The organism is Frankia sp. Mgl5 (genome assembly GCF_023242985.1).
GTDB classification, from domain to species: Bacteria; Actinomycetota; Actinomycetes; order Frankiales; family Frankiaceae; genus Parafrankia; species Parafrankia soli.
This window is the reverse complement of record NZ_JALKFY010000003.1, coordinates 84,638-110,103: the sequence shown is the minus strand read 5'-3', so window position 1 is coordinate 110,103 and position 25,466 is coordinate 84,638. Positions and strand designations below refer to the sequence as shown.

Annotated in this window: 23 protein-coding genes; 10 read left to right on the top strand and 13 right to left on the bottom strand. The window is 73.2% G+C overall.

Features of this window, described 5'->3' with window-relative positions:
* Positions 1–12: 12 nt before the first annotated feature.
* Complete coding sequence (locus MXD62_RS02630) at positions 13–429, bottom strand: hypothetical protein (RefSeq protein ID WP_248827828.1); 417 nt, start codon at positions 427–429, stop codon at positions 13–15.
* The gene (locus tag MXD62_RS02625; RefSeq protein ID WP_248827884.1) at positions 426–1,298 is read right to left on the bottom strand and encodes a ParA family protein; all 873 of its coding nucleotides are present in this window, start codon (positions 1,296–1,298) and stop codon (positions 426–428) included. The genes MXD62_RS02630 and MXD62_RS02625 overlap by 4 nt, the downstream gene beginning before the upstream one ends.
* Positions 1,299–1,595: 297 nt before the next feature.
* Between MXD62_RS02625 and MXD62_RS02620 the strand changes: the two genes are divergently transcribed.
* Together MXD62_RS02620 and MXD62_RS02615 are read left to right on the top strand one after the other, a co-directional pair.
* Positions 1,596–2,984, top strand: coding sequence for a hemolysin family protein (locus MXD62_RS02620; RefSeq protein ID WP_248827827.1), 1,389 nt, complete (start codon positions 1,596–1,598; stop codon positions 2,982–2,984).
* On the top strand, positions 2,981–4,078 hold the full coding sequence (locus MXD62_RS02615; RefSeq protein WP_248827826.1) for a hemolysin family protein: 1,098 nt from the start codon (positions 2,981–2,983) through the stop codon (positions 4,076–4,078). Before MXD62_RS02620 ends, MXD62_RS02615 begins: the two co-directional genes overlap by 4 nt.
* A gap of 76 nt (positions 4,079–4,154) precedes the next feature.
* Here the strand turns inward: MXD62_RS02615 and MXD62_RS02610 are convergent, their stop codons facing one another.
* Positions 4,155–4,568 carry an antibiotic biosynthesis monooxygenase gene (locus MXD62_RS02610; RefSeq protein ID WP_248827825.1) on the bottom strand — a complete coding sequence of 138 codons (414 nt, stop codon included), beginning with the start codon at positions 4,566–4,568 and terminating at the stop codon, positions 4,155–4,157.
* A 126-nt stretch (positions 4,569–4,694) separates the two neighbouring features.
* Between MXD62_RS02610 and MXD62_RS02605 the strand changes: the two genes are divergently transcribed.
* Positions 4,695–5,411 (top strand): hypothetical protein, encoded by a 717-nt coding sequence (locus tag MXD62_RS02605; RefSeq protein ID WP_248827824.1) that lies wholly within the window; start codon positions 4,695–4,697, stop codon positions 5,409–5,411.
* Between the two features lie 54 nt (positions 5,412–5,465).
* Here the strand turns inward: MXD62_RS02605 and MXD62_RS02600 are convergent, their stop codons facing one another.
* Entirely contained in the window at positions 5,466–6,674 is a 1,209-nt protein-coding gene (locus MXD62_RS02600; RefSeq protein ID WP_248827883.1) for a pyridoxal phosphate-dependent aminotransferase, read from the bottom strand.
* 73 nt (positions 6,675–6,747) lie between these two features.
* Positions 6,748–7,605 (bottom strand): hypothetical protein, encoded by an 858-nt coding sequence (locus MXD62_RS02595; protein ID WP_248827823.1) that lies wholly within the window; start codon positions 7,603–7,605, stop codon positions 6,748–6,750.
* A 337-nt stretch (positions 7,606–7,942) separates the two neighbouring features.
* On the opposite strand from MXD62_RS02595, the gene MXD62_RS02590 reads away from it, so the two are divergent.
* Positions 7,943–8,818, top strand: coding sequence for a helix-turn-helix transcriptional regulator (locus tag MXD62_RS02590; protein WP_248827822.1), 876 nt, complete (start codon positions 7,943–7,945; stop codon positions 8,816–8,818).
* The gene (locus MXD62_RS02585; RefSeq protein WP_020458551.1) at positions 8,815–9,036 is read left to right on the top strand and encodes a DUF397 domain-containing protein; all 222 of its coding nucleotides are present in this window, start codon (positions 8,815–8,817) and stop codon (positions 9,034–9,036) included. Before MXD62_RS02590 ends, MXD62_RS02585 begins: the two co-directional genes overlap by 4 nt.
* Before the next feature lie 133 nt (positions 9,037–9,169).
* On the opposite strand, the gene MXD62_RS02580 is transcribed toward MXD62_RS02585, so the two are convergent.
* On the bottom strand, positions 9,170–9,400 hold the full coding sequence (locus tag MXD62_RS02580; RefSeq protein ID WP_071059337.1) for a DUF397 domain-containing protein: 231 nt from the start codon (positions 9,398–9,400) through the stop codon (positions 9,170–9,172).
* Positions 9,401–9,575: 175 nt separating this feature from the next.
* Positions 9,576–10,406 carry a PD-(D/E)XK nuclease family protein gene (locus MXD62_RS02575; RefSeq protein ID WP_248827821.1) on the bottom strand — a complete coding sequence of 277 codons (831 nt, stop codon included), beginning with the start codon at positions 10,404–10,406 and terminating at the stop codon, positions 9,576–9,578.
* 327 nt (positions 10,407–10,733) lie between these two features.
* Here MXD62_RS02575 and MXD62_RS02570 point away from each other — a divergent pair, with 327 nt between their 5' ends.
* Positions 10,734–11,093 carry a chorismate mutase gene (locus MXD62_RS02570; protein WP_071059336.1) on the top strand — a complete coding sequence of 120 codons (360 nt, stop codon included), beginning with the start codon at positions 10,734–10,736 and terminating at the stop codon, positions 11,091–11,093.
* Between the two features lie 20 nt (positions 11,094–11,113).
* On the opposite strand, the gene MXD62_RS02565 is transcribed toward MXD62_RS02570, so the two are convergent.
* From MXD62_RS02565 to MXD62_RS02555, 3 genes are all read right to left on the bottom strand, one after another.
* Positions 11,114–11,746, bottom strand: coding sequence for a DUF1003 domain-containing protein (locus tag MXD62_RS02565; RefSeq protein ID WP_248827820.1), 633 nt, complete (start codon positions 11,744–11,746; stop codon positions 11,114–11,116).
* Positions 11,743–13,167, bottom strand: a complete 1,425-nt coding sequence (locus MXD62_RS02560; protein WP_248827819.1) for a CBS domain-containing protein — start codon at positions 13,165–13,167, stop codon at positions 11,743–11,745. The genes MXD62_RS02565 and MXD62_RS02560 overlap by 4 nt, the downstream gene beginning before the upstream one ends.
* 244 nt (positions 13,168–13,411) lie before the next feature.
* Complete coding sequence (locus tag MXD62_RS02555; protein ID WP_248827818.1) at positions 13,412–14,770, bottom strand: TerD family protein; 1,359 nt, start codon at positions 14,768–14,770, stop codon at positions 13,412–13,414.
* 64 nt (positions 14,771–14,834) lie between these two features.
* On the opposite strand from MXD62_RS02555, the gene MXD62_RS02550 reads away from it, so the two are divergent.
* Positions 14,835–15,518 carry a suppressor of fused domain protein gene (locus tag MXD62_RS02550; protein ID WP_112108117.1) on the top strand — a complete coding sequence of 228 codons (684 nt, stop codon included), beginning with the start codon at positions 14,835–14,837 and terminating at the stop codon, positions 15,516–15,518.
* A gap of 54 nt (positions 15,519–15,572) precedes the next feature.
* On the opposite strand, the gene MXD62_RS02545 is transcribed toward MXD62_RS02550, so the two are convergent.
* Positions 15,573–17,012, bottom strand: coding sequence for an aldehyde dehydrogenase family protein (locus tag MXD62_RS02545; RefSeq protein ID WP_248827882.1), 1,440 nt, complete (start codon positions 17,010–17,012; stop codon positions 15,573–15,575).
* Between the two features lie 750 nt (positions 17,013–17,762).
* Here MXD62_RS02545 and gabT point away from each other — a divergent pair.
* The 3 genes from gabT to ctaD all read left to right on the top strand — a co-directional run bounded on the left by gabT (position 17,763) and on the right by ctaD (position 22,252).
* Entirely contained in the window at positions 17,763–19,244 is a 1,482-nt protein-coding gene (gene gabT / locus MXD62_RS02540) for a 4-aminobutyrate--2-oxoglutarate transaminase (RefSeq protein WP_248827817.1), read from the top strand.
* A 461-nt stretch (positions 19,245–19,705) separates the two neighbouring features.
* Positions 19,706–20,335, top strand: coding sequence for a DUF6758 family protein (locus MXD62_RS02535; protein ID WP_248827816.1), 630 nt, complete (start codon positions 19,706–19,708; stop codon positions 20,333–20,335).
* A gap of 231 nt (positions 20,336–20,566) precedes the next feature.
* Positions 20,567–22,252, top strand: a complete 1,686-nt coding sequence (ctaD, locus tag MXD62_RS02530; protein ID WP_248827815.1) for a cytochrome c oxidase subunit I — start codon at positions 20,567–20,569, stop codon at positions 22,250–22,252.
* A 38-nt stretch (positions 22,253–22,290) separates the two neighbouring features.
* Here ctaD and MXD62_RS02525 read toward each other — a convergent pair whose 3' ends face one another.
* Both MXD62_RS02525 and MXD62_RS02520 read right to left on the bottom strand, forming a co-directional pair.
* Positions 22,291–23,241 carry a diacylglycerol kinase family protein gene (locus MXD62_RS02525; RefSeq protein WP_248827814.1) on the bottom strand — a complete coding sequence of 317 codons (951 nt, stop codon included), beginning with the start codon at positions 23,239–23,241 and terminating at the stop codon, positions 22,291–22,293.
* A gap of 197 nt (positions 23,242–23,438) precedes the next feature.
* Entirely contained in the window at positions 23,439–25,067 is a 1,629-nt protein-coding gene (locus MXD62_RS02520; RefSeq protein ID WP_248827881.1) for an alkaline phosphatase, read from the bottom strand.
* Positions 25,068–25,466 lie beyond the last annotated feature (399 nt).

Here is a 25,466-nt window from a genome sequence, read left to right as displayed (position 1 = left end):
GCCGCGCGCTGGTCACGGGTGGGACCGCAGCGTGAGCCGCACCCAGCTCGGCCGCCCGCAGGCGGGGCAGCGCAGCAGCGACGGGTGCCTTAGCGGCAGCGGGAGATGCACACTCGGCGTCAGCACCCACAGCGCCCGCCGCAGGCCGATCGTGCTCGTCCGGCCGCAGCGGGAGCAGGTGACCGCGAGGCTCGTGCCGCGCGGGCCGGGCGGGCGCACCCCGCTGTAAAGGGCCCGCTTGCCGTGCGCGTCCCGGCCGATCGACGTCGTCGGCCGGCCGGGGGAGCCGGGGCCGCCGACCGGCGCCGGCCCGGACGGCCGGCCACCCGCCGGCTCCGGCCCGGCCAGTCCGGAGGCGCTGCGCAGGCCGCCTTTCGCCGTCCCACGGTGGCGGAGCCGGTCGAAGCCCGCGGACGCGCCCGCGCTCACACCGCCGCGCCCGAGACGGCGGTGTCCGGCCCGACGGCAGCAGAAGCGGCGGGAGCGGCGGGAGCGGCGGGAGCGGCGGGAGCGGCGGGAGCGGCGGGAGCGGCGGAAGGTACCGGCACGCCCGCGATCGCCCGGGCGTGCGTGCGGTACGCCTCCGCTCCCTTGGAGCGGCCGGCGGTGGTGAGAATCGACCGCCCCAGGCCCGGCGCCTCGGCGAACCGCACCGACCGCACCACCGGCGGCTCGAGGATCTTCACCTCATAGCGGGAGGCGACGTCCACGACCACGGCCCGGCTGTGCGCCGTGCGCCCGTCGAACAGCGTGGGCAGGACCCCGCGAACCCGCAACCGCGGGTTCGTCAGCCGCTGCACGTCCGCGACGGTGTCGAGGAGCTGACCTACCCCGCGGTGCGAGAGCGTCTCGCACTGCATCGGGATGACGACCTCGTCCGCCGCGGTCAGGCCGTTGATGGTCAGCACGCCGAGCGAGGGCGGGCAGTCGACGAGCACGAAGTCGTACCCGGCGACGATCTCGACGAGGGCCAGCCGCAGCGCGTGCTCGCGCCCGGTGCGCGAGAGCAGGATGGCCTCGCAGCCGGCGAGTTCGATGGTGGCGGGCAGCAGGTCGCTGCCGTCGGGAGTGGACCGGATCACGATGCCCGCGGGCAGCCGTCCGAGCAGCACGTCGTGGACGGACAGCTCGAGAGAGTCCGGGTCGAGTCCGAGGGAGAACGTCAGGCAGGCCTGCGGGTCCAGGTCGACGAGCAGGACGCGGCGGCCGAGCTCGCACAGCGCGGCGCCGAGGCTGGCCACCGAGGTCGTCTTGGCGACGCCGCCCTTCTGGTTGGCGACAGCGAGAACCCGGGCCACGCCGAGCAGTGTGCCTACTTTGCCCGGCTGATCAAAACACCCTGCGTGACCGAGTCGCGCGCCGACGGTGACCTTCGGGGCGAACCCCCGCAAGCGGGGCGGCACCTTCGTCCACCGAAGTCGACATGTCCGCCAGCCGGCGGTGCCCGGGCCGTGTTCTGGGCGTGTCGCGCGGGCAGGGCGTACCCGGGGCGAGGCGACCCGCGTTGTACCGCGCGCGGCCGCCCGACCAGCCGGACCATGGACCGGATACGCCGGGCACCAGTGCGGCCGCGCCGACCAGAAGGAGTCACCTGAATGCTCGAGGCCGCCGGTTACCTGCTCGTGGCCGTCCTGCTGATCGCCGGTAACGCGCTCTTCGTCGCCGCCGAATTCGCGCTCGTCGCCGTCGAGCCGCACCAGGTCGAGGAGGCGGCGAACGCGGGCGACCGCCGCGCCGGAATCGTCCTGCGGGCGGTGCGCTCGCTGTCGTTCCAGCTCTCGGGCGCGCAGCTCGGCATTACGGTGACCTCGCTGGTCGTGGGCTACATCGCCGAGCCCGCCGTCGCCACGCTGCTCGAACCGCTACTGGACGTCGCCCACATCCCACCGTCGCCGCGCGATGTCACCGCGATCGCGCTGGGGCTGGTAGTGGCCACCGTGACGCAGATGGTCTTCGGTGAGCTCGTCCCGAAGAACTGGGCGATCTCCGAGCCGGTGCGGGTCGCCCGGGCGGTCGCGCCGGCACAGGTCATGTTCTCGCGGGTGTTCCGGCCGCTGATCACCGTCCTGAACGGTTCGGCGAACGCCCTGCTGCGGGCGATGGGTGTGGAGCCCCAGGACGAGCTGCGCAGCGGCCGGTCGTCGGACGAGCTGAGCTCGATCGTGGCATCCTCGGCCGAGCACGGCACCCTGCCCGTCACCACCGCGGCCCTGCTGAGCAGGTCGCTGCGCTTCGGCGACCGGCGGGCGTCCGACGTGATGACCCCGCGGGTGCGGACGGTCTTCGCCGGGGCGGGCACCTCGCTGGCGGAACTGCTGCGCCTCGCCGAGCGCACCGGGCACTCGCGCTTCCCCGTCCTGCTCGAGGACGACGAGATCGGCGAGGACGGGTACGGCGTGGTCGGCGTCGTCCACGTCAAGGACGCGTTCGGAGTCCCGGCGCCGGAGCGGGCGCGGCGGACGGTGCCGGAGATCATGGTCGAGCCGCTGCTGGTGCCCGCGTCGCTGCACTGCGAGGTCCTGCTGCGCCGGCTGCGGCGCGGCGGCCTCCAGCTCGCCGTCGTCATCGACGAGTACGGCGGCACGGACGGCATCGTGACGATGGAGGACCTCGTCGAGGAGCTCGTCGGCGATGTCGACGACGAGCACGACCGCCCGGCACTGCCCGACGCGGTGGCCCTCGGCGCCGGCCAGTGGATGTTGTCCGGGCTGCTCCGCCTCGACGAGGTAAGCGAGGCGACCGGGGCCCGCCTGCCCGCCGGCCCCTACGAGACCATCGGCGGGCTCGTCCTGGCCCGCCTCGGTCGGCTGGGAAGGCCGCATGACGTCGTACAGGTCGAGGGCCATGAGCTCGTTGTGGCCTCGGTCGACGGCCACCGGATCGACCGGGTGCGCCTCAGCCCCACGGAAGTTACGGACGGGACACCCGCCCGGGCGGACGCACCCGGGCACGCTGGCACGTCCGAGCGGGCGGGCGACCGATGAACCTGCTGGCTGTTCTCGCCGGCGTGCTCCTGCTCGCCGGGAACGCTTTCTTCGTCGGCGCCGAGTTCGCGCTGATCTCGGCCCGCCGCGACCGGGTCGAGCCGATGGTGGAGGACGGCGACAAGCGGGCGGCGGCCGTCCTGTCGCACATGGAGCACCTCTCCCCCATGCTCGCCGCCACCCAGCTCGGCATCACCGTGTGCTCGCTGGCCCTGGGCGCGGTCGCCGAGCCGGCGGTCGCCCACCTCCTCGAGGCCGGGCTCGAGACGGCGAACGTCCCCGTCGGCGCCCAGCACGCCATCGCCTTCGTGATCGCGCTGTGCATCGTGGTGTCGCTGCACATGGTGCTGGGCGAGATGGTCCCGAAGAACCTCTCGATCGCCGGCCCGGAGCGCGCGGCGCTCTGGCTGGGCCCACCGCTGTTCGCGTTCGCCCGGTTCACCCGGCCGTTCATCGCCTTCCTGAACCACTTCGCGAACGCGGTGCTGCGGCTGCTGCGGGTCACCCCGTCCGACGAGCTGACCTCCGCCTACACCCCGGAGGAACTGAGGGCGCTGATCGGGCAGTCCCGGCAGGAGGGCCTGCTGCCCGCCGGTGAGCACGAGCTGCTCACGCACGCGCTCGAACTGTCCGGACGGACCGTCCGCTCAGTGATGATCCCGCTGCCGGAGATCGTCACCGTGCCGTGGACGGTCACCGCCGCCCAGCTGGAGGAGGCCGTGGCCGAAACGGGCTACTCCCGGTTCCCCGTCCGCGCCCCGGGCCAGGACGCCGGTGGCGAGCCAGGCGGTGGCGTGGGGCCCGTAGCGGAGCTGGCCGGCTTCCTGCACGCCAAGGACGTCCTCGGTGTTCCCGAGCAGGAGCGCGACGAGCCGCTGCCGCACCGCCGGCTGCGCCGGATGGCCGAGATCGGAGTCGACCTGCACCTGGACGAGGCGCTCCGCCTCATGCAGCGCACCAACAGCCATCTGGGCCGGGCGGTGGACGCGGCCGGCACCACCCTGGGCGTCGTCGCCATGGAGGACGTCGTCGAGGAGTTCGTCGGCGAGGTGGAGGACGCGAGCCATCGCGAGACGGCCGACCCCCGACCGTGAACGGCCGGTCCCGCGGGAACGCGGCGCGCCGGGGGCGCGGCCGCGGCCCCACGGGACCGAGCGGCGGGACGAGCGGTCAGCCGGCAGCCGGCGCGGCGGTCTGGATGACCTCGAACGACCAGAGCGTGGCGCCGGACGCGGCCGGCCCACCCGGAGCACCGTGCCCACCCGGAGCGGCGTGGCCGGCGGGAGCGGCGCCCGAACCGCCGGGCTGGCCGCCGGGCTGGCCCTGGCCGGACGACGCCTCCACGCCGGCCGCCCGGTGGCCCTCACTGAACGCCATCGAGGACTGCCACTTCTGGAAGTCCTCCTCGCTGCGCCACCGGGTGTAGACGAGGTAGGTGTCGGTTCCCTCGAGCGGGCGCAGGAGCTCGAACCACTCGAACCCGTCCGCCTTCTCGACCATCCCGGCCCGCCCGGCGAACCGCGACTCCAGGGTCTCCCGCATCGCCGGGGGGACCGTGAGGACATTGATCTTCACGACGCTCATGACCGTCACGGTAGTGCGCCGTGCCGCGCCGTGACACGGTCGATCCCCACGTGTGGCGCATGGCCAGGGCCAGGGCCAGGGCCTCGGCGCCATCCCCCACCCGGACGGGTACTACAGTCGGCGAGCGTGTCCCGACTTCCCCGGCTGGCCGTGGTCATCGACGCCGGTTCCGGTCCCGGCGCACCGCCCCCCGGTGCCGGCACAGCCGCGCTCATCGCCCTGGTGGACGGCGGACTGGACGGCATCGGCGTGATCGCGGGTGACCCGTCCTCCCCACCGGTCCGGGAGGCCGCCCGCACGCTCGGCGAGTTCGGCATGGCCGACCGCCTCACCATCGTCCCCGGCCCACTGGTGCTACGCACCGGCCCGGACGGCGGTCGCCCGTTCGCACTGGACATCCCCGACCCAGCCGATGTTGGCCTGGGGCTCGCCCGCCAGGACGCGGTCGTGTTCGTCGGCGCTCCGCCGCCAGCCGTCCCGCCGGCAGGCGATGAAGGCGAGCCGGGCCAGGTGAGCGCCCCGCGGTCCTGGAGTGAGGAGTACTTCTTCGCCGGGGTGTTCCACCAGGAGGTGGAGGGGCTGTACCGGGTCTCGGCCGAACCTGAGCTGGCCGCCGCGCAGGGCCGCTGGATCGGTGAGTACCTGCGCGGGCGCTACCTGCTGCCCTCCCGCCCGGCGATGGTGAGCGCGTCGGGACGGTCCGCCGGCGGACCGCCGGCGGACCGCGCCGGACAGTTGCGCCGCCGCCTGTACCTGCGCGCGCTCACCCGGGAGGTGCGCCGGGGACACGCCCGCGCCGCGTCCGCCGGCTACCCGCTGCCGGTGCCAGCCCACCGGGACTGACGCGGACCAGTGCCGCACCTGCGAGGGGCCGGAGTGGCACGGGCTTGATCCGTGTTACGGGTGGGCCGCCCGGGTGCGCTCGAGCAGTCGCAGGCGGTCCGTCGCCGCCCGCAGCGTCCCCAGCCGCTTCGGGAAACCGAACCGGACGATGTGCCGGCCGTCGGCCGGATCGGCGTAGAAGGACGATCCCGGGACGGCCGCGACCCCGAGCTCGCTCACCAGCCGCCGCGCGAAGGCGACGTCGTCGCCGGCCGGATCCAGGTCGGTGGTGTCGCACATCACGTAGTAGGCGCCGTCCGGTGGACGGAGGGCGAACCCGGTGTTCTCCAGCGCGCCGCACAGGAGGTCACGGCGCACCCGGTACTCCTGCGCGAGCCCGGCGTAGTACTCGGGCGGCAGTCCCATCGCGGCGACGCCGGCGGCCTGCAGCGGCGCGGCGGCGCCGACGGTGAGGAAGTCGTGCACCTTGCGGATCGCCTCGGTGTAGGGAGCGGGGGCGACGGTCCACCCGACCCTCCAGCCGGTGACCGCGTACGTCTTCGACAGCGCGTTCACGGTGACCGTGCGGTCCTCCAGGCCTGGGACGGTCGCCGGGGGGATGTGCCCGCCCGGCCCCAGGTAGTGGATGTGTTCGTAGATCTCGTCGGTGAACACCAGGATGTCGTGCCGCTGGCAGAGCTCCGCGATGAGAGCGAGCTCGTCGGCGCTGAACACCTTGCCGGTCGGGTTGTGCGGGGTGTTGACGACGATCGCGCGGGTCCGGTCCGAGCAGGCCGCGCGCAGCTCCGCCGGGTCGATGGACCAGTCCGGGCCGTGCAGGCGCACCAGGCGGGGGACCGCGCCGGACAGGATCGAGTCGGGGCCGTAGTTCTCGTAGAACGGCTCGAAGAACACGACCTCCTCGCCGGGGTCGACCAGCGCCAGCATCGCGGCGATCATCGCCTCGGTGGAACCGCAGGTCACGCAGATCTCGGTGTCCGGGTCGACGGTCCAGCCGGGATAGGTGCGGCCGATCTTCGCGGCGATCGCGGCCCGGAAGTCGGCCGCTCCCCAGGTGATCGCGTACTGGTTGACGTCGGCGTCGATGGCCGCCTTCGCGGCTTCCTTCAGCTCGGTCGGGCAGGCGAAGTCCGGGAAGCCCTGCGCCAGGTTCACCGCCCCGTGCCGCAGCGCGAGCCTGGTCATGTCCCGGATCACGGACTCGGTGAAGGTCTGCGCCCTCCCCGAGATCCGCACCGCCGGGCCGGACGCCCCGGCGGTCACGTCCCGCTCGCGGCCCACCCGCGGCGGCTGGTCTGTCGTCTCCTCGGCCACGGACACATGATGGCGCGCGGTCTCAGCGCGCGGCGCCCTCGGCCACGCCGCGCAGCGCTGAGGCCGCGGCCGCCTGCGCCGGCCAGCTGGCCTGGCCGACGGGCGGCGGCACGGACGGCGACACAAGCGACGTCGCCCCGGTCCCCACCCTCCTTCCCGCCCCTGACGCGGCCATGGCCGCGGCCGCCGCGGGGAAGAAGGCCGCGCCGAGCGGGAACGCCGGGTCGGACAGGATTGCCGGGTCGAGCGCGATAGCTGTGCCGGGCATGACAGCCGAGCCGAGCGACGCGGCCGGACCGGGCGAGAAAGCCGAGCCGGACGAGAAAGCCGGACCGAGCGAGAAAGCCGGACCGGGCGGGGAACCGTCGGGGCTGGAGTGCGGGCCGGCCCCGGCCGTCCCCGGGCGCGCCGGGTCGGGCGCGGGGGCGCCGGGCGGCGGGCACACGCGGAACTCGGAGTGCCGCCGCCACACGGTGAGTTGACACAGACCCGGCTCCACCGTCCAGGTGCGCCGGTCGAGATGGTCCTCGATGCGGACAGGCAGCCTGGTCACCGGCTCGGCGGCGCGCCAGTGACTCCAGGCGTGCGCGGCCTCCCAGCTCGCGAAGACGCCGACAAACCGGCCGTCGCCGTCGAAGACCTGGAAGCGACTGGCCTCCGCGGCGGTGCCACCGACGCCGGCGTGAGCGCCTCCCGCGGTCCCACCAGCGTGGATCTCCTCCCGGGCGGGGCCGCTGTGGCCGCCCGCGAACGCGGCTCCGGCCGGAGCCGGACCGTTCGGGCTCGCGGCGCGCGAGCTCGGATCACCCACCATCACGATCACCCCGTCCGATGGTTCGCCACCCGCCACGATCACCGGCGAGCCCGACACCCAAAGCAAGATACCGGACACTTAGTGTCAGACAGGGGCACGAGCGGCGCACATGCATTCACGATGATTGTGCATCCATTGTTCCCGCCCTCCGTCCACTTATGCTGAGATCATGACTCTCAGGCTACATTGCCACGCGAAAAGTAATATTTAGCGAACCTATTTTAGTGAATACAAGCGCCATGTAGTGGCCCGGCTGCGAAAGCGGGCGTCCCGCCCCGTGCGCACGCCGCCGGCCGAACGGTCCGGCGAACAGGCGGTCGCAACGTGGACAGTGGTCGCGAACGGTAACCGCGCGCGGCGACGACACGCACCGCACCCACGCAAACAGTGACAGAGAGGCACCATGTCCGAGCACACCAGCGGGGGAAGCCCCACAGTGCGCCGCCGGCGGCTCGGCGCCGAGCTCCGCCGACTTCGGGAACAGGCCGGCCTGTCGGCGGACGACGCCGCGCGCCATCTCGAATGCTCACCCTCGAAGATCAGCCGGGTCGAGACCGGGCGGACACCCGCTCGCCTTCGCGATGTGCGCGACCTGCTTGACCTGTACAAGCTGCAGGACACGCCCCGGCGGCAAGCGCTGCTCGACCTGGTGCGCCAGTCGAAGGAACAGGGGTGGTGGCAGTCCTTCGGCGACGCGGTGCCGGAGTGGCTGGAGACCCTGATCGGCCTCGAGGGGGACGCGCAGGCCATCCTCACCTACGAGTCGGCACTCGTCCCCGGCCTGCTGCAGACCGAGGAGTACACCCGGGCACTGGCCATGGACTTCGACCGTGACGGCTCGCCGTCCGAGGCCGAGCGGACGGTCGCGTTCAAGCGGGAGCGCCAGAAGCGGCTGAGCCAGAGCGGCTGGCCGCAGGTCCGGGTGATCCTCGACGAGGCGGTGCTGCGCCGGCCGGTCGGCGGGCCGGACGTGCTGCGCGGCCAGTTGGAGCACCTGCTGGCCGAGGCGGACCGCGGCCGGGTCACCATCCAGGTGATCCCTTTCGAAGCCGGCGGCTACCAGGCCCAGGGCTTTCCGTTCACCCTCTTCGAGTTCCCGGACGCCCGAGACCAACCCGTGGTCTATCTCGAAGAACTTGCCGGCGCGATGTACTTGGAAAAGGCGCACGAGGTTCAGCGCTATAAGGTCGCCTTCGAGAAACTGCGGGCCTGCGCTCTCGGTCCTGACGAGGCAGGCGCCATGATCACGCGCATAGTCGAGAAGGTGAAACAGGAGTGAAGGCTTACACGGGCGGCATCGCTGCAGGCGACGTCGAGACCCTCCATTGGCGGACCAGCAGCTACAGCCAGCCGCGTGGCAACTGTGTTGAATGGGCGCCCGGAACCGGCTCGGCATACGTACGCGACTCCAAGGACCGCGCCGGCGGAACACTGGAGTTCTCCGAGCAGTCCTGGTCGTCGTTCGTCAGCGCTGTCCGCACCGGAACGCTGAACTGACCGCACGGACATCCCGCGGGATCGCCGCGCGGTGATCCCGGATTCGGTCGGAGGGACCGGCACCAATCTGTCCGGTTGGCGCCGGTCCCTCCTGCTGTTCAAAGGACAGGCCCTGAGTCAGACAGGCCCAGTGTCAGGACGTCAGATCGAACTCGCCGTCGGTGAGCCCCGCGGTGAAGGCGCCCCACTCGTCGTCGGTGAACAGCAGGACGGGCCCGACCGGCTGGTCGGAGTCCCGCATGGCCATGCCGCCGGGGATCCTCGCCACCTCCACCCGGTTGGCCTCGCCGCCGTCGGCCTGGGCGGAGCGCCACGAGGCGGTGGCGAGATCGTGCTCGGAGAGGGCTAGTTTGCGCGGCACCATTACGGCTCCCGAACTGGTCAGAGCGGATGGGACGCACGGCCGTCAGGGCAGGCGACAGCCCTGCCCCAGCCGCGCCACCCCCATCGGAAAGCTTAGAAGCCACAGCCCCGGGCCAGCACGCAGAGACTACGGCGAGTCACCAAGATTGCAGCAAACTGCCAGCCTCCGGCCTGCTCTACTCGGCCAACGCCGCCCAGGGCTCCCGGTCAGGTGAGACCGCCCGCCCCTGCGGGCAGTGCCGCCGGAAGTCACACCAGGAGCACAGCGGCCCGGGGCTGGGTGGGAAGGCGGCGTCCCCGTCCGCGCCGGCGCGCAGCCGTTCGGTCGCCTCGGCCGCGTCCCGCGCGACGGACTCGGCGCGCCGCACGTGCCGGGCCGTCGACTCCTCGGTGTGCTCGGCGACGGCGACCGTTCCGGTCGGGAGATGGTGCAGCTCGACCCGCCGGCACGGCCGGCGCAGCATCCGCCCCGCGGCCAGGGCGTAGAGGGCCAGGGCCGAGGACCCGCGCGCGTCATCATCCGTCGGCGCCCGCCGCCCGGTCTTGTAGTCGACCACAACGAGCTCACCGCCGCGCTCGTCCAGGCGGTCGACCCGGCCATGGAAGGCCAGCATGTCTGTCCGGGTGGCTACCTGGCGTTCCACCGCCCGGGGCTCCGCAGCCGGGTCGATACCGGCGGTGTAGGCCTCGACCATCCCCGCGGCCCGCTCCCGCCAGGCCGCGGACTGCGCACCGTCGCGGAAGCCGTCCTCGACCCAGCTGGTGCGCAGCAGCGTCCCGGCCCGCTCGGGGGTGCGCGCCGGCAGGGGGACGTCCCACCAGCGGTGCAGCGCGTTGTGCACGCTGACGCCGACCGAGGTGTGCGCCCACGGCGGCCCCTTCGGCGGCGCCGGCCGGTCAAGGTAGGTCATCCGGTACCGGCGCGGGCAGTCCTCGAAACTCGCCAGACGTGACGGGGTGCAGGAGAACAAGCGGCGGGGCATCTCGGCCAGCTCCATCTGGTCCATTCGGCGATCATCTCACCGCGCCGGCTCGCGCCTGGCCTCACATCCGCCCGTTCTGGACTCCGCGGCCCCCGCGGTGGCATGCTCGACACATGGAGTGCGGTGGGCCACACGTGCGCACGGCTCAGCCGGCGAGGGTCGCGCGGCTGGCCGGGGTCGCGCGGCCGTGTCTCGGCCTGGTCGGCCTTCTTCCACCGCGACCCTTTTACGGGGGCCGGGTTCGGTCCCCGCTCGGCCGCTGATCCCACGCGGCTCCGCGCCAGACCACAGCCCGGCAACACCCGGGCCCCTCGTGGCGCGGGCTGCCGGGCCCGACCGAAGGGCCCACCTGTGACGAACGCCGTCGACGCCGCTTCCGGCTCCGCCGCTTCCAGCTCGGCCGCCGCACCCGCCGACGCCCAGGCCGCCATCCCCCAGCCCGGCACCGACCCGTCCGCGCCGCTGACGATCGCCTCCATCGACGAGGGACGTCAGCTGATCGACGACATCGACGCCAAGCTGCGGGCGCTCGTGGCGGCCCGCAAGGAGCTGTCCCGGCAGGTCCAGGCTCTGCGCGCAGAGGAGGGCGGGCCGCGCATCCAGCACGGACGGGAGAACGAGATCATCGCCAGCTGGGCGGACGGCCTCGGCCCCCGCGGCGTCGAGATCGCCGTCGCCGTGCTGACCCTCTGCCGCGGCAACCTCCCCTAGCCTCAGGGCGGCGGGTCACCTCAGGGCGGCGGGTCACCGCCGGGCGGTCGGGCTGGCGGGCTCGAGTGGTTGGCGCCGGCAGACCCGACCGCTCCGTTCGGCACGGTGCCCAGGTCCTCGCGCCGGCGCCGGCGGTCCCGCCTGTCCCGCCGGCCGCTGTCGGCGCGGGTGCCGCCGTCGAGGTCCGCGAGCAGCATCTTCAGCTCGGCCCGGAGGAAGTCCCGGGTGGCGAGGTCGCCGATGGAGACCCGCATCGCGGCCAGCTCGCGGGCCAGGTACTCCGTGTCGTCCCGGATGCGCACCGAGGCCTCGCGGTCCTGCGCGAGGTTCGCGCGGTCCCGGTCGTCCTGCCGGTTCTGCGCCAGCAGAATCAGCGGCGCTGCATACGCGGCCTGCAACGACAGCGCCAGCGTCAGGAAGATGAACGGGTAGTTGTCGAACCGCAGCGACGGCGGCGCCGCGAAGTTGTAGACCAGCCACAGCACGACCACCACGGTCTGCGCGGCGATGAACCGCGCGGTGCCCAGGAACCGCGCGATCCGCTCGGCGGCGCGGCCGAACGCGTCCGGCTCGTAGCTCGGCCGGATGTGCGCCCGGCGCGACGCCCGCGGCTGGTCGAGCCGCTCCCCCCGGCGCCGCAGCAGCCCGCTCATGTGGCCGCGGGAGCGGTACCCACCTCACCGCGCCCGCCCGGCTCCGGGTCGCCGGCCGGCGGAGCGCTCATCGCCCCCGGCGGCATCTCCTCCTCGCCGTCCGGGTTGGGCTGGCTCTCCCGCCAGTCGGACGGCAGCAGGTGGTCCAGCACGTCGTCCACGGTCACCACCCCCACCAGCCGTCCCGCGTCGTCGAGGACGGGCGCCGCCACCAGGTTGTACGAGGCCAGGTGGCGCGTCACCTCGGGCAGAGGGGTATCCGGCCGCAGCGGGGTGATGTCGACGTCGATCACCCCGCCGACCAGGGTGCTCGGGGGCTCGCGCAGCAGCCGCTGGAAGTGCGCGAGGCCCAGGTACCGCCCCGTCGGCGTCTCGTAAGGGGGGCGCACGACGTACACCTGGGCGGCCAGCGCCGGCGAGAGCTCCGGCTCGCGGACGCGGGCCAACGCCTCGGCGACGGTCGCGTTCGGGGCGAGCACCACCGGTTCGCTGGTCATCATGCCGCCCGCGGTGTCGTCCGCGTAGACGAGCAGGCGGCGCACGGGTGCCGCCTCCTCGGGTTCCATCAGGCGCAGCAGCCGCTCGGCCTCGTCGGCGGGCAGCTCCCCCAGCAGGTCGGCAGCGTCGTCGGGGCCCATCGCCTCGAGCACGTCCGCGGCGCGCTCGGCGGCGAGGCCACCGAGCAGCTCGACCTGCTCGTCCTCGGGGAGCTCCTCGAGGACGTCCGCGAGCCGCTCGTCGTCGAGCGCGGCGGCGACCTCGGCGCGGCGCTTGCGGGACAGGTCGTGCAGCAGCGAGGCGAGGTCGGCGGGCCGCAGCTTCTCGAACGCGGCGAGCAGGTTCGCCGCGCCCTGGCCCTCCTCCGGCAGCGAGAAGCCGGTCACCTCGTCCCAGCCGACGGTGCGGACCTCGCCACGCCGGCCCCGGCCGACCCGCACCGCCACCTGGTCGAGGACCCAGTCGCCGGTGCGGGTGGGCTCGATCGCCGCGTCGACGACGGTCACCTCACGGCCGGGCGGGCTCGCGGCGCCGGAATCGGCCGGGGCTCCCCCGCCGCCCGCGGCGCCCTGGCCGCGGGCGGTCGAGTCGGCGTGGGGCTGCAGGAGCGTGACCCGGCGGTCGAGCAGCTCGGCGAGCACGCGCGTCTCGTTCGGCCGCTGCGCGAAGCGGCGCCAGCTCAGCCGGGCGGACGACAGCACCACCGCCCCGGACTCGACGCCCGTCACCCGGGAGATCGGCACGAAGATCGGCCGGCGCTGCACCTCGACGGCCAGCCCGAGCACGCGCGGCGGCTCGTGCCCCAGGCGCAGCGTGACGATCACATCGTGGACCCGGCCGACCTGGTCGCCGTTCGGGTCGAGCACCAGCAGCCCCGCGAGGCGACGGCAGTACACCCGGGCCGGCCCCGGCCGGGCGGTCATCGGACGGCCTCGGCCGGGACGGCCCGGGTGGTGGTCGGCGGAACCGGGACGGGGGCAGCGCGGAGGGTCAGCGGAGCAGGAAGGGCCGGAGGGGTCACGGGCGGAGGCTACCCGCGCGCCGGCCGGCCGCAACCAGCGAGGACAGTCAGCGGCGCCACACCGGCATCACACCGTGCCGTTACCGGGCCTGGCACCACACCGGCACTTCGCCGGTACTGCCGCCGGGCCCGGCGGCAGTACCGGTTCAGAGGTACTGGCGGGACGGCCCGACCATCGCGCGCACGGTGCGCCCGTCGTGGAACTCACCGATCGCGGTCATCACCCAGGTCGGCGCCCCCGGCTCCCGCTGGAGACGGCACATCACCAGTCCCGTCGCCGGCTTCGACTCGGACAGGTCGAACCGCACCAGCTCCTGGTTGGTCTGGTCGTCGACGAGCCGGCAGAAGGCATTGCGGATGTCGGTGAAGGACTGCCCCTGGAAGCTGTTCACCGTGAAGATCAGGCTGACGACGTTCTGCGGCAGCGCGCCGAGATCGACGAAGATGGTCTCGTCGTCGCCCTCGCCCTGGCCGGTGAGGTTGTCCCCCGAGTGGCGGACGGCGCCACGCGCCCCCTTCTTCGACATGAACCAGACCTTGTCGACGTCCTTCCCGCGGTCGTCGAACAGGATGCAGGACGCGTCGAGGTCGATGGAGCGGCCCTGCTGCGCGGGATCCCAGCCGAGACCCATCCGGACCCGGACCAGCGGCGGGGCGCCGGTCTTGACCAGGGACACGCTCTGGCCCTTGCGCAGCGAGACCCGGCCCTTGTCCAGGTTCACCCGGCCGGGCACCGCGCCGGCGGGAGCACCCGGGCCGGGCGGGCCGGCGGGCGGCGGACCCCACTGCTGACCGGGCGGCGGACCCCACTGCTGGCCCGGCGGCGGGCCCCACTGCTGCGGGTTCGGCGGCGGCGGCGCCTGCGGCGGCGCGCCGGGCGGCGGACCCCACTGCTGACCGGGCGGGGGCGAGACGACCTGCGTCGGGGCGTCGTACTGCGACGGTGGCGGGGCCCCCGTTCCGGCTCCGGGGCCCGCGGATGCCGGTGCCGCCGCGGTGTTCCCGGAGCCCGGGTCGTCGACGGTGATCCCGAAGTCGGTGGCGATCCCGGCCAGGCCGGAGGCGTAGCCCTGGCCGACGGCACGCACCTTCCAGCTCCCGGCACGGCGGTACAGCTCGACCAGCACGAGGGCCGTCTCGCTGCTCATCCCGGCCGGGTCGAACCGGACGACCTCCTGGCCGCGCGCGTCCCGCACGACCACGGCCAGGCCGCGCACGCCGGCGAAGGTCGGCGGGCCGGCGCCGTCCAGGCTGCCCGTGACCACGACCTTGTCGATGTCGGGCGGCACCGCGGTGAGCGTGAACTCCAGCGCCGACGGCGGCGCGAGGCGCACCCCCGGACCGGCCGGCTGGTTGAAGAAGACGAAGTCGGCGTCCCCCCGCACCTTGCCGGACGGGGTGACCAGCAACGCGGCGATGTCGAGCGGGGTGGACGAAGACACCTCGACCCGCACATCCGTCGTCGGAAGCGGGGCGTTCGCGCCCTTGCTTAGCACCTGTGCCATGTGGGCCCTCCCATCCGCCGTCACAACGAACTGCCGCGGCGTGGCGATCCTACGATCGACCGCTATGAGCGCAACCGACGATCCCACCCACGACGACGATCCGGTGCACGACGATCCTGTACATGACAGCCCGGTGGACGTCGGACCCGACGAGGTGCTGCGGCGCGTCGAACACCACCTGACCGGCTGGTTCGGCCCGGACACCGGGCGGGCCGGAGTCACCTTCCTCGGCACCGACCCGATCGAGATCCTCCGCTTCGGCCCCGACCCCGACGGCGTCGTCCGCTATGTGACCCTCGGGATGGCCCGCGAGCCGATGACGCCGCCGGAGGCCACCGTGCGTGACCCGGCCGGCCCGCGGGCCGAGCTCGTCCTCTCGCTGCGCGGGCACCGTGAGGGCACGGCCCGGGTGCTCGCCGTGCTGGCCGCGGTGCCGGTCGTCGAGGGACGTCCGATGATCGCCGGCGCCGGGCTCGATCTCGGCGAACCGCTGTGGGACGGTGCGCGGTTCACCGCCGTCCTGATCGGTGAACCGGGCGGGCTGGTTCCCGACCTGGAGCTCGCGGCCGGGGACGCCGCCCGCGCGGCGAGCGCGCCGGCGCCCGTCCGCTTCCTGCCGCTGTTCCCGATGACCCCCAACGAGGCCGCCTACAAGCGCGTGCACGGCGCGACGGCGATGCGCCAGCGCTGGCTGGACGCCGGCACGGACCTCCGGGACCCCGACCGCGCCGAGGTCGGCCTGGGCTGAGCTCCGCGGCGGCCGGGTACCTCGGGCGGCCGGGTACCTCGGCGGCCGGGTGCCTCAGAGCTCGACGCCGGCCAGCACCATCACCCGTTCGACGGTGAGGTCGGCCATCGCCGAGCTGACGCCCTCCCGACCGAGCCCGGAGCCCTTCACCCCGCCGTAGGGCATCTGGTCGGCGCGGTACGACGGGACGTCCCCGATGATCACGCCGCCGACGGCCAGGGTGCGGTGGGCCCGGAAGGCCGTGGCGAGATCGTGGGTGAACACGCCGGCCTGCAGACCGTAGGAGCTGTCGTTGACGCGGGCGAGGCCGTCGTCGAGGCCGTCGACCGGCTCGAGTACCAGTACGGGGCCGAACACCTCCTCGCGTACCACCGCCGCGTCCCGCGGTACGCCGGTGAGCACGGTGGGCGCGAACGCCGTCCCCTGCCGGGTTCCCCCGCACAGCACAGTCGCGCCGCGGGCGACGGCCTCCGCCACCCAGGCCGCGACCCGCTCCGCCGCGGCGGTGTCGATCAGCGGGCCGACGTCGGTGGCGGGGTCGGCCGGATCCCCGCCACGCAGCTCGAGGACGGCCGTCACGATCTCCTTGCGGGCCCGGCCGAACAGCGAGCGGTCGACGAACACCCGCTGCACGGCCACGCAGGACTGGCCCGCCTGATAGTTCGAGAACAGCGCGATCCGGCGGGCGGCATGGCGCAGATCGGCGGGGCTGGAGTAGTCCGCAGCGATCAGTACCGCCGCGTTCCCGCCCAGTTCGAGCACGACGTGCTTGCGCGGGACGGCGTCCCGGATCGCCCAGCCGACCTGGCCCGACCCGGTGAAGGACACCACCGGCAGCCGTGGGTCGGCGACCAGGGCGGGCATTCGGTCGTCGGCGACCGGCAGCACCGACCAGGCGCCCTCGGGCAGATCCGTGTCGGCGAGCAGCTCACCGAGCAGCAGCGCGGACAGCGGCGTGCGCGGCGCGGGCTTCACCAGGATCGGCGCGCCCGCAGCGATCGCGGGCGCCACCTTGTGCGCGACCAGGTTGAGCGGAAAGTTGAACGGCGTGATGCCCAGCACCGGTCCGATCGGAAACCGTCTGGTCAGCGCGATCCGCCCCTCACCGGTCGGGTCGGTGTCGAGCCGGTCGAGGTCGCCGGCGAAGCGCCTGGCCTCCTCGGCACCCCACCGGAAGGTCGAGGACGCCCGCGCCACCTCGGCCCGCGCCCAGGTGAGAGGCTTGCCGGACTCGCTGGTGATCAGGCTGGCGATCTCGTCCCCGCGCCGGGCGATCGCGCGCGACACGCTGCTGAGCGCACCGGCTCTGACATGGGCGGGAAGCGCGGCGCAGACGGGCGCCGCGCGGACGGCTGCGGCCAGCGCGTCCTCGACGTCGACGTCATCCGGCCGGGCGACCGTGCCGACCAGCCGCCCGTCGAACGGGCTGCGGACCTCGAACGCCTCCGCCGCCGAGCGCCGCTGACCCGCCACCCAGAACCGCGTCGCCGACACCCCGCCCCCACCGCCCGAGCCCCCACCGGAGCCGCCACCGCCCGGGCCCGGGCCCGAAGCCCTGGCGGCGACCCGGATACCCGTGGCCGGGGCCGGCGGACCGACGATCCGCGGCCCGGTACCCGTACCGGCGCTGGCACTCGTGCCACTGGCGTCCGTGGCGATGCTGACGCTTGTGGCAGGGCTGACGCTTGTGGCAGGGCTGGCACTGGCACTCGCGTTCGTGCCGGGGCCGGCGTTCGTGCCGGGGCCGGCGCTCGTGGCGGCGTTGGTCGCCGTTCCCGCGCTGGTGCCGGCGCCCGCGCCGGACCACCCCGGACGGCCGTCGTCGATCACAGGACCACCTTCTCCTCACCGACGGCGGTGGACGTCCCGGGCGTCCTCCCGGCCCGGCGCCCGTCCCGCGTGATCAGCGGAATCATCGTGACCCCTCCCGGCCCTCGCGCGGCCGAACCGGACGCGGACGCGCGGATGCCCCGCCCTGCCTCAACCCACAGAACAACAAGTGTCCACGACGGGAACACCGCCACTCATTCGGGACCTCACCGACGACGCGCCGTAACCCCACGCCGAGACAACCAGGCGTTCCGTATCCGTCCGGTGGCCCCGGCGGCTCGGCGCGAACCGGTCGGACGGGCGTCGCCGGGCGTCGCCGGGCGCGCCGGTTTGCGTCCCGCCAGCGGGGCGTGTGTTGTCGGGGCCAGCGCTCAGGCGAACCGCGGACAGCGACGGATCGGGGCGGGAGAGATCATGAGTGAGACCGGCCAGGCTCAGTTGCCTCCGCGGGGCGGGCCCGGACTGCCGCAGGTCCGCCGGCTGGTCACCGCGATACCCGGGCCGCGCTCGGTGGAGCTGGCGAAACGCCGGTCCCAGGCGGTGGCCCGCGGGGTCGGCGAAACCCTGCCCGTCTACGTCGCGGCGGCCGGCGGCGGCGTGCTGGTGGACGTCGACGGGAACTCGCTGATCGACTTCGGTTCCGGCATCGCGGTGGTGAGCGTCGGCAACGCCGCCGACGCTGTCGTGGAGAACGTGCGCGAGCAGGTCGGGCTCTTCACCCACACCTGTTTCATGGTGACGCCCTACGAGGGCTACGTCACCGTTTGTGAGGAGCTCGCCCGGCTCACCCCGGGCCGGCACGAGAAACGGTCCGCCCTGTTCAACTCGGGCGCCGAGGCGGTCGAGAACGCGGTGAAAATCGCCCGGGCCCACACCGGACGGTCCGCCGTCGTGGCGTTCGCGCACGCCTACCACGGCCGGACGAACCTGACGATGGCGCTGACCGCGAAGTCGATGCCCTACAAGCACCACTTCGGGCCGTTCGCCCCGGAGATCTACCGGATGCCGATGGCCTACCCCTACCGCTGGCCGGGCGGCCCCGCCGCATGCGGCGAACAGGCCGCGGCCCAGGTGGTGGAGACGATCACCACGGAGATCGGCGCGGAGAACGTCGCCGCGCTCGTCATCGAACCGATCCAGGGCGAGGGCGGCTTCATCGTCCCCGGCACCGGCTTCCTGACCCGACTGGCCGAGTTCTGCGCGCAGACCGGGATCGTGTTCGTCGCCGACGAGGTGCAGACGGGCTTCGCCCGCACCGGCGACATGTTCGCCTGCGAGCACGAGGGCATCGTTCCGGATCTGATCGTCACCGCGAAGGGCATCGCCGGTGGCCTGCCGCTCGCCGCGGTCACCGGACGCGCGGGAATCATGGACTCACCCCACGTCGGCGGCCTCGGCGGGACCTACGGCGGCAACCCGCTCGCCTGCGCCGCCGCGCTCGGCGCGATCGCCACCATCGAGCGCGGGGACCTCACCGCCCGCGCCCGCCACATCGAGCGGATCGCGATGCCCCGCCTGCTCGCCCTACGCGACCGCTACCCGTTCATCGGGGACGTCCGTGGGCGCGGCGCCATGCTCGCCCTCGAGCTCGTCGCCGACCCGACCGAGGGAACGCCACCCGACCAGCCCGCGCCCGCGCCCGCGCCCGCGCCCGACCGGATGGTGACGGTGGCCGCCGCGGCAGAGGCCCACCGCCGCGGGCTCGTCCTGCTCACCGCGGGCACCTGGGGCAACGTGCTGCGCCTGCTGCCCCCACTCGTGATCCCCGACAACCTCCTCCTCGAGGGCCTGGACATCCTGGACGAGGTCTTCGCCGACATCGCCAGGCACCGCCCCCGCCCCCGGCTCCAGCCCGAGCCCGAGCCCGAGCCCGACAGTCTGCCGCCGACCCACTGACGTCCCCCGCAGGTGGCCTGACGGGCGTCGGATGCGGCCGGTCGCCGGGATGCCGGCGGCGACTGCTGTGTCACGGCCTGGCGCGACGTCCCCGCCATCGCCTGGGCGGGTCGACCGACATCTGCCACCGAGGTGGACAAGTCCCGTGGGCCGAGCATCAGAACAGGGTTGGCTGGGCATCAATCGTCCACCAGCCGCACGTGGAGGCGGAGGATGACTGTGGCTCCCAATGTCGTAGCTCGCACCATCGGTCGCCAGGAGACCGAATCGCCCGGGAAGGGGTCACCCCTGGAAGGCCCCCCCGGGAGATCCCCCAGGAAGATCCCCGGCAACGGATCGCTCAGGAACAGGTCCCCCAGGAACGAGTCAGTCGGGAACAGGTCGCTCAGGGAGAGGTCCTCCGGGGACGGGCCGCCCGGGGACGGGGGGTCGCCCGGCCCCGCGTCGCCCGGCGGCGAGCGGTGACCGCCCCGCCGGTGTGCCCGGCCTGCCTCGGCGGCCTGGCGCCGCCGGACCTGTGGAGTGACAGGTGGCGGTGTGAGTCGCACGGCGATGTCGAACCGTTCCACGAGGCACGGTCCTCGCGGGAGCAGGTGCTGCGGAACCTGGGGCGGACCAGTCAGGTGCCGGTCTGGCTGCCCTCCCCGATGCCGGTCCACTGGTTTGTGAGCGGCGTGGGCTGGGCGGGTGACGAGCGGACCGGCGCGCACGCGACCGCGTTCGCCGCGAGCGGGCCGTCGCCGGTTGGCGGGCCGGCCGAGATGGTGCTGGTGGCCGAGATACCTCGGGTGGGCCTGGGCAGCCGGCTGGCCGGGCTGGCGGTGCCGGACCCGGAGCGCCTCGACGAGGTGCCCGAGGCCAAGATCGAGGCGGCGGGGCACCCGACGGCGCTCTGGCCCATTGCCGCACCCCCCGATCGGGCGGCGTTTGTCGGGGAGGCGCTGGGCGTCTGGCTGTGGTGCGTGCTGTGGCCGGCGGACGCGGCGCTGCTGCTGCTCGAGCACCTCGTCATGGAGGACCTGCGGGACGATCCGCGGCTGGTCGACCAGTTGCTGTTCGGCGCGGCGGGCTCGCACCTGTCGATCCGCTGACCTCGCGCCGACGCCCCGGCAGGCCGTTGCCCGTGACGTGCCGGGGCGCCGGGCAGCAGGGCGTCTGGAATCCGGGTCTGACGCCGGCGAGTCGGGGAGTCGGGGAGTCGGGGAGTCGGAGCGCGGAAGCAACATCGGCCGGCGCTGGCCTCGAAATCGAGCATGCGGCGCCTTTCATCGCGCTACGATTCTGGCTCCCGCCCGTTCGACAGGTCAGAACCGGGAGCCGGAGTGACTATTCTGCGCGAGCCGTCCGGCCACGCCGTCGAACACGCGGAAGCCGGACACTCCCGGCCACGCACGAACATGCTGGGATATCTCCGCACCACCTCGCACAAGGATATCGCCGTCCTGTACGCGGTGACGTCGTTCGGGTTCTTCATCCTCGCCGGGATCCTGGCCATGATGATGCGTGCCGAGCTGGCACGGCCGGGTCTGCAGTACTTCTCGAACGAGCAGTACAACCAGCTTTTCACCCTGCACGGCACGCTCATGCTGCTGATGTTCGCGACGCCGCTGGCGTTCGCCTTCGCGAACTTCCTCATACCGCTGCAGATCGGGTCGCCGGACGTCGCGTTCCCCCGACTCAACGCCCTTTCGTACTGGTTCTTCCTGTTCGGCGGGCTGATGGTCGTCGCCGGCTTCCTCGCCCCGGACGGCGCCGCGGACTTCGGCTGGTTCGCCTACGCCCCGCTGAACAGCAAGACGTTCAGCCCGTCGGTCGGGGCGGACATGTGGATCCTGGGCCTCGCCGTCTCCGGGCTCGGGACGATCCTCGGCGCGGTCAACATGATCACCACGATACTCACCCTGCGCGGCCCCGGTATGACGATGTTCCGCCTGCCGATCTTCTGCTGGACGTTCCTCGTGACGTCCGTGCTGGTGATCGTCGCGTTCCCGGTGCTGGCTGGGGCCCTGCTGTCGCTGGAGGCCGACCGGCGCTTCGGCGCCCACGTGTTCGACTCGGAGAACGGCGGCGCCATCCTCTGGCAGCACCTGTTCTGGTTCTTCGGGCATCCCGAGGTCTACATCATCGCCCTGCCGTTCTTCGGCATCATCAGCGAGATCATCCCGGTCTTCTCCCGGAAGCCGGTCTTCGGCTACAAGGGCCTGGTGTTCGCCACCATCGCCATCGGCGCCCTGTCGATCGTGGTCTGGGCACACCACATGTTCGTCACCGGCGCGGTACTGCTGCCCTTCTTCGCCGTGATGTCGTTCCTGATCGCCGTCCCGACCGGTATCAAGTTCTTCAACTGGATCGGGACGATGTGGCGGGGCAACCTGAGCTTCGAGACCCCGATGATGTTCTGCCTCGGGTTCCTCGTGACGTTCCTCCTCGGTGGGCTGACCGGGGTGATGCTCGCGAGCCCGCCGATCGACTTCCACGTCAGCGACAGCTACTTCGTGGTCGCCCACTTCCACTACGTGGTGTTCGGGACGGTCGTCTTCGCGGCGTTCGCCGGCACGTACTTCTGGTTCCCCAAGCTGACCGGCCGGATGATGAACGACCGGCTCGGCAGGATCCACTTCTGGACCGTCTTCCTGGGCTTCCACCTGACGTTCCTGGTGCAGCACTACCTGGGCATGCAGGGGATGCCCAGGCGGTACGCCGACTACGGGCCGGACGACGGATTCACCACGTTGAACACGATATCGACCGCCGGCAGCTTCCTGCTCGGGGTCTCGACACTGCCGTTCATGTACAACGTGTGGAATTCCTACCGCCGCGGCCGGCTAGCCGTCGTCGATGACCCGTGGGGGTACGGGAACTCCCTCGAGTGGGCGACGTCCTCCCCGCCGCCCCGGCACAACTTCCACCAGCTGCCGCGCATCCGTTCCGAGCGCCCCGCGTTCGACCTGCACTACCCGGAGGTCGCCGGCGTCACCGACTACCACGCCACCCCCGAACTGCGCTAGCCGTCGCCCGCCGCCCGCAGCCCACGGGCACGGGCAGGTCAGGCCTGGGGCGGCGTGAGCAGGCGCAGGGCCCCGGGCCGGACGACGATCTCGGCCGGGAGGTCGGCGATCGGGTCGCCGTCCGCGTAGACCTGGAACGGGCGGTCCGCGTCCACGACGAGCCGCTCGCCCCGCCGCACCTGGACGTAGGGGACCTCGACGTGCCGGCCGGAGAAGATGCGCGGGAACAACCGAAGGAAGGTGAACCGCCCGGTGCGCGCGACCAGGACGATCTCCAACCGGCCGTCGGCGATGTCGGCGTCCGGGGCGAACTTCATCCCGCCGCCGTAGTACGGACCGTTCGCCGCGCCGACCGTCCACCCGACGTGCTCCAGTGGCGGCTCGCCGTCGATGGTCACGGTGAACCGGGCCGGTTTCCAGGCCGCCACCCCGCGCAACGCCGCGTAGGTGTAGACGCTCTGGCCGGACAGCCAGGTCGTCCGGTTCGCGATCACCTGGACGTCGGAGTCGAACCCGAGGCTGGCGATCCCGACGAACGGCACCCCGTTCACCTCCGGCAGGTCCACCCTGCGCTCCACGGCCGCGACGAGCGCGGTCGCGGCGAGTGCCGGATCGCGCGGGATGCCCAGTCCTCGCGCGAAGTCGTTGCCCCGGCCGCCGGGCAGCACCGCGAGCACGCCGCCCGACCGGGCGACGGCGCCCGCCACCCTGCCGACCAGGCCGTCACCACCCAGCGCGACGGCCACCCGCCCCGCCGCGACGGCCGAGCGGGCTAGTTCCTCGGCGTGCTCGAGGCTTTTCGTCGTCTCGACGGAGACGTCCTCGGCCCAGCGGGCGAGCGCCGCGCGGACGCCGTCGAGGACCTTCGCCGCCCGGCCGCCGCCAGCCTTCGGGTTGACCACGACGGTGAGCCTCGAACGGTCCACCGCCGCGTCGGGCACCTCGGCCCGCTCCGCGGTGCTGCTGCTGGCCGTGCCCGGCTCGGTCATCCGTCGTTCCCTCCCCCGCCGACGCCCTGCCGGCCGCGGCAAAGCCTACGGCCACCAGCCGTCCGCGACCCCACCGCCGGCCCCGGCTGATCCGTGGCGGCCAGCTGGCGCCGCCCCGGCGCCGGACCCCCGGCGCTGGACCTGATGCCGGACCTGGCGCCTGACCTCAGGAGCCGCTGTTCGTCGCCGGTGCAGGCTCAGGCCTCCTGCGCGCCGGGCTTCCCGGCCTCGACGACCCAGGTCGCGTCGGTCGACGCGGGGGCGTCCCGCTTCGCGATCGTCTCGACGACCCGCATGTCGGCGCGCCACTCGTCGGGTGTCACGGTGACGCGGGTGTAGCCCCGGAGGTCACCGCGGAAATAGCGCACGTGCGGGTTGAGCCGCGCGTTGTTCTCCCGGACGAAATCCTCGCTGATGAGGAAGAAGCCCGAGCTGATGGACGTACAGACGAACTCGGTCGCGATCACCGGGGTCTCCGGGCGGTCGAAGTCGACCCGCAGGTCGTTCACCCAGGCGCAGTGGATGTCCCCGGCGAGCAGCACCGGGTTGGCGACCCGGGTGTCGCGCACGGCCGAGAGCAGGCGCGTCCGGTAGGGCACGTAACCGTCGTTCTGGTCGAGGTTGGTGAGCACCTCGGAACCGGGCAGCTGGCCGTGCAGCTGGGCGGCCATCGTCTGCTGGGCGATGACGTTCCAGCGCGACCGGGAGGTGCGCAGGCCATCGACGAGCCAGGCCTCCTGGGCGGTGCCGGACATGGTCCCGGCGGTGTTGTCGTCGCCCAGCCGGACGGCGCCGATCCCGTCCGGCGGTGACCCGGGCTGCGGGGTCCGGTACTGGCGGGTGTCCATCACGTTGAGCGTCAGCAGGTCACCGAAGGTGAGCCGGCGGTAGATCCGCAGATCCGGCGAACCCGGGTCGAGCTCGGCGCGGATTGGCATGTGCTCGTAGTACGCCTGGTAGGCCGCGGCCCGCTGCCGGGCGAAGACCTGCGGGTCCTGGTGCCGGGGGCCGGTGTCGCCACTCTCGTCGACCAGGCCGGCGTAGTTGTTCTCGACCTCGTGGTCGTCCCACGCGACGACCCACGGGGCCACGTGGTGAGCGGCCTGCAGCGCGGGGTCGGACTTGTACTGCCCGTAGCGGTTGCGGTAGTCGGCGAGAGTCTGGAGCTGGTCGAGCCCCGGCTTCTCGGGGGTGGTGTGCCGGCGGTCGGGGTACCTGCTGTCGGGGTCGTACTCGTAGATGTAGTCCCCGACGTGCAGGACGAGGTCCGGGCGGTCGCCGGCGATCGCGTCGAAGGCGGGCCAGTACCCGTTCTGGAAGTCCTGGCAGCTCGCGAGCGCGAAGGACAGCTCACCGCCGGGCGAACCCGGCGCGGCCGCGGTACGGGTCCGCCCGACCGGGCTGAGGACGTCGCCCGCCCGGAACCGGTAGTAGTAGTCCCGCCCGGGCTCCAGACCGCGGACGTCCACATGGACCGAATGGGCGAAGGACGTCGTGGCGAGCTGGGTGCCGGCACGGACGACGTCCGCGAACTTCTCGTCCCGGGCGACCTGCCAGTCGACCTCGACGTCGCGCCTGGGCATGCCCCCGCCGGCCATCGGTTCCGGCGCCAGCCGCGTCCAGAGGATCACCCCGTCGGGCAGCGGGTCGCCGCTGGCCACGCCGAGCGAGAAGACCCCGTCGCGGATCCCCGGGATGGGGGTCGGCGCGCGCAGGGTCGGCGCGGGGGACGGCGCCGGCCCGGAACCACCACCGCAGCCGCCGACGACCACCGCGGCCAGGCCGCCGATCCCACCGAGGAGCACCGCCCGCCGGCCCGGCCGCATGGGCGCGGGCACGGGTGAGTATTCGTCCCGCGTCACGGCCCTGATCACACCACAGTGGGGTGAACGGGGGGCGACGATCGGCCGACCATTCCGGCCGATCTGGCAGATAAACGCTTACAGCCAGTTTCGCGAAGATTGATCTACTGCGCGGTGTGTCATGTCCGGTTCGGGTGTTCCGCGGAGCATCGCGGTCGGCTGTGGTTTGTGGTGACCACGGCCCGCGGGGGCTCGGGTGTTCCGCGGGACACCGCGATCAACTGTGATTCGTGGTGGCCTCCCCCTCGGGCAGGCGGTCCGCGCGGAGCCCCGCCCCTGCCTCCGGCGCCGGCGCCGGCGCCGGGGGGGCCGGGGGGCCGGAGGGGCCGGAGGGGCCGGAAGCGATAAGTATTCGCGCTAGCC

What these genes read in the sequence shown, in the direction of transcription:
- MXD62_RS02620 (WP_248827827.1), top strand. Translation starts at nt 1,596, where the DNA reads ATGCTCGAGGCCGCCGGTTACCTGCTCGTGGCCGTCCTGCTGATCGCC.
- MXD62_RS02615 (WP_248827826.1), top strand. Translation starts at nt 2,981, where the DNA reads ATGAACCTGCTGGCTGTTCTCGCCGGCGTGCTCCTGCTCGCCGGGAAC.
- MXD62_RS02610 (WP_248827825.1), bottom strand. Translation starts at nt 4,568, where the DNA reads ATGAGCGTCGTGAAGATCAATGTCCTCACGGTCCCCCCGGCGATGCGG.
- MXD62_RS02590 (WP_248827822.1), top strand. Translation starts at nt 7,943, where the DNA reads ATGTCCGAGCACACCAGCGGGGGAAGCCCCACAGTGCGCCGCCGGCGG.
- MXD62_RS02580 (WP_071059337.1), bottom strand. Translation starts at nt 9,400, where the DNA reads ATGGTGCCGCGCAAACTAGCCCTCTCCGAGCACGATCTCGCCACCGCC.
- MXD62_RS02575 (WP_248827821.1), bottom strand. Translation starts at nt 10,406, where the DNA reads ATGGACCAGATGGAGCTGGCCGAGATGCCCCGCCGCTTGTTCTCCTGC.
- MXD62_RS02565 (WP_248827820.1), bottom strand. Translation starts at nt 11,746, where the DNA reads ATGAGCGGGCTGCTGCGGCGCCGGGGGGAGCGGCTCGACCAGCCGCGG.
- MXD62_RS02560 (WP_248827819.1), bottom strand. Translation starts at nt 13,167, where the DNA reads ATGACCGCCCGGCCGGGGCCGGCCCGGGTGTACTGCCGTCGCCTCGCG.
- MXD62_RS02555 (WP_248827818.1), bottom strand. Translation starts at nt 14,770, where the DNA reads ATGGCACAGGTGCTAAGCAAGGGCGCGAACGCCCCGCTTCCGACGACG.
- MXD62_RS02550 (WP_112108117.1), top strand. Translation starts at nt 14,835, where the DNA reads ATGAGCGCAACCGACGATCCCACCCACGACGACGATCCGGTGCACGAC.
- gabT (WP_248827817.1), top strand. Translation starts at nt 17,763, where the DNA reads ATGAGTGAGACCGGCCAGGCTCAGTTGCCTCCGCGGGGCGGGCCCGGA.
- MXD62_RS02525 (WP_248827814.1), bottom strand. Translation starts at nt 23,241, where the DNA reads ATGACCGAGCCGGGCACGGCCAGCAGCAGCACCGCGGAGCGGGCCGAG.
- MXD62_RS02520 (WP_248827881.1), bottom strand. Translation starts at nt 25,067, where the DNA reads ATGCGGCCGGGCCGGCGGGCGGTGCTCCTCGGTGGGATCGGCGGCCTG.